At 68.6% G+C, this 2,254-nt stretch carries 3 protein-coding genes and 1 pseudogene; 1 reads left to right on the top strand and 3 read right to left on the bottom strand.

Going from position 1 to position 2,254, the window contains the following annotated elements; all coding sequences use genetic code 11:
* From ACFYOP_RS33720 to ACFYOP_RS33710, 3 genes and pseudogenes are all read right to left on the bottom strand, one after another.
* Positions 1-380: pseudogene (locus tag ACFYOP_RS33720) on the bottom strand (plasmid transfer protein); the annotation flags it as partial.
* A gap of 2 nt (positions 381-382) precedes the next feature.
* On the bottom strand, positions 383-739 hold the full coding sequence (locus tag ACFYOP_RS33715; protein ID WP_307707480.1) for a hypothetical protein: 357 nt from the start codon (positions 737-739) through the stop codon (positions 383-385).
* A 138-nt stretch (positions 740-877) separates the two neighbouring features.
* Positions 878-1,657, bottom strand: coding sequence for a GntR family transcriptional regulator (locus ACFYOP_RS33710; protein ID WP_356893754.1), 780 nt, complete (start codon positions 1,655-1,657; stop codon positions 878-880).
* An 18-nt stretch (positions 1,658-1,675) separates the two neighbouring features.
* On the opposite strand from ACFYOP_RS33710, the gene ACFYOP_RS33705 reads away from it, so the two are divergent.
* Positions 1,676-2,143 (top strand): NUDIX domain-containing protein, encoded by a 468-nt coding sequence (locus tag ACFYOP_RS33705; RefSeq protein WP_356893752.1) that lies wholly within the window; start codon positions 1,676-1,678, stop codon positions 2,141-2,143.
* Positions 2,144-2,254: the final 111 nt, after the last annotated feature.

The following is a 2,254-nucleotide window of genomic DNA, read 5'->3' as shown; positions in this document are numbered from 1 at the left end:
GAGCGGATCTCACGCGAGGTGACGCCGTACATGGCGAACGAGTGCCGCAGCCGGTCGCACGATGCGGCCACGTCGAAGGCGTCCTGTCCGGGCCTCAGCCCCAGCCGTAGGACCAGGCCGGTGCGTGTCGGGCGGAGCCGCAGGATGTGCGGTGCCCGCGACTCGGGAGCTGGGCGACCGGCCATCCGGGCGATGGCGAGCCGCCAGCGCGGCGGCGGGACGGTCAGCCCGCACGCTTCCATGGCCGAGGTGTAGCGGACCAGGACCCGCAGCACGGCGAAGGTGACGCCGAAGGTCAGCCAGTACCAGGTGGGGCGCCGCCACCGCAGGAGACCCGCGACGGCGACGACCACCAGGAGCGCGACCGTGAAGCCGGTCATGATCAGGCCGCCTTCGGCTTCGCGGCGTTCTCGACCAGCGACGTGACGGCGACCGCGCGGAAGGCGATGCCGTGACGGCGCTGCCCGTTGAACTCGTTCTCCCACGGCCGGGCGATCAGGCCCGTGATCGCGACCGGCGTACCCATGACCAGCTCACCGGAGATGCTGTTCTCCGGCACGGTCACGGTCAGGATCTCCACCTCGCCGTTCGCCGCGAACATCACGTCGACGGTCGACAGCGCGGCACCGGACTCGGCGTCCATCGCACGCTCACCGGTACGGCGGTCCTTCACCTTGGGCTGCGGGGGCTGGGCCACCATCACGGAGGCGGCGGAGGTGTCGACGGGGATCTGACGCACAGAGATCACTCCTCTAGAAGTGCTGGACTCCGTCACTCATGTACATGAGTGACATGAAGAAGAGTGCACGACTCCTATACATGAGTCAACCCGCCAGGGCGAAGAAGTCCCGGCGGGTTGAGAAGAGTTGAGCGAGCGTCAGTCGGCCGCGGGGATGCGGTACTCGAAAACGAACTGGTCGGCAGCCATGAGGGTGTCGCAGACCTCCACTACCCGGCCTGCTTCGGTGACCGCGTTGCGGAGCAGGTGCACGACGGGCGCGCCGGGGCTCAGCGCCAGTTCGGATGCCTCAGCCTTGGCGGCCGGGCGCGCTGTCAGCGTCTCGACGAACTCGGCGAAGGTGTGGCCGTCGTCCTCAAGGCGGGCGTAGATCCCGCCGGGGCCGGGGTTCTCGGCGAACAGTTCGGGGATGTCCTTGACCACGTCCCACGGCAGATACGACGACGCGGTCTCGACCGGGACGCCGTTGCGGAAGTAGAGCCGCCGCCGGGCGAGGACCTGAGTGCCGGCGGAGACGCCGAGTCGGTCGGCGATGTCCTCGGGGGCCTCCATCGGGCCGATGTACAGAACGCTGACCTTGGCTGTGGCGCCGGACTGGGCCGACTCGGCGAGATATGCGGCCTTACCGCCGCGGCGGTGCGAGGCGCGGAACCGGTCCGAGGAGCGCAGCCGCACGGGCGGCCGGTCCTTCACGATCGAGCCCTTGCCGTGGCGCGTGTCCACGAGCCCACTGGCCCGGACCTCCACCATCGCCTTACGAATCGTGCCCCCGGAAACGCCATAGCGCTCCACCAGCTCGGATTCACTCGGCACCAGGTCACCAGGCTTGAGGACGCCTGCCCGGATCTGCTGAATGATCTCGTCGGCGATCTGAACGTACCGAGGTACGGCCCTCCCACCTCCTACGGCTGTTCCCATAGTCCTTCTCACTCTCCTATGCTCCTGTACATGAGTAACGGGAGCGCGGGAACAAAGTCAACGCCACTGCACTCCGTGTCCGTGGCGGGAGCAGTGGTGCGCGAGGACGGGCGACTCCTGGCGATCCGCCGAGCCGACAACGGAACGTGGGAGCTTCCCGGCGGCGTGCTCGAGCTCACCGAGGCCCCCGAAGACGGAGTGGCCCGCGAAGTCTGGGAAGAGACCGGCATCCGGGTCGAGGTGGACGAGCTCACCGGGGTCTACAAGAACACGACGCGCGGGATCGTCGCCCTGGTCTTCCGGTGCAAGCCATCAGGTGGCATTGAGCGAACCTCTGCAGAGTCGACGGCAGTTGACTGGCTCACGCCCGAAGAGGTCGCCGAGCGGATGGCCGAGGTCTACGCGGTGCGCCTGCTCGATGCACTGGACGGGCACGGGCCCCACGTCCGGAGCCATGACGGCAAGCAACTGATCCAAGCGCGGTAAGAGTTTCTCTACTTCATCAAGGCGGCTCGCTCCGCTCGCCGCGCGCGGCCCCGGCTCCAGCGCCGGGCCCCGACGCTCCTGTCTCCGCCCCGCTCCGGGCCCCGGCTCCGC

Source organism: Streptomyces sp. NPDC006294, from assembly GCF_042870895.1.
Lineage (GTDB): Bacteria > Actinomycetota > Actinomycetes > Streptomycetales > Streptomycetaceae > Streptomyces.
This window is presented reverse-complemented; position numbering and strand designations above follow the sequence as displayed.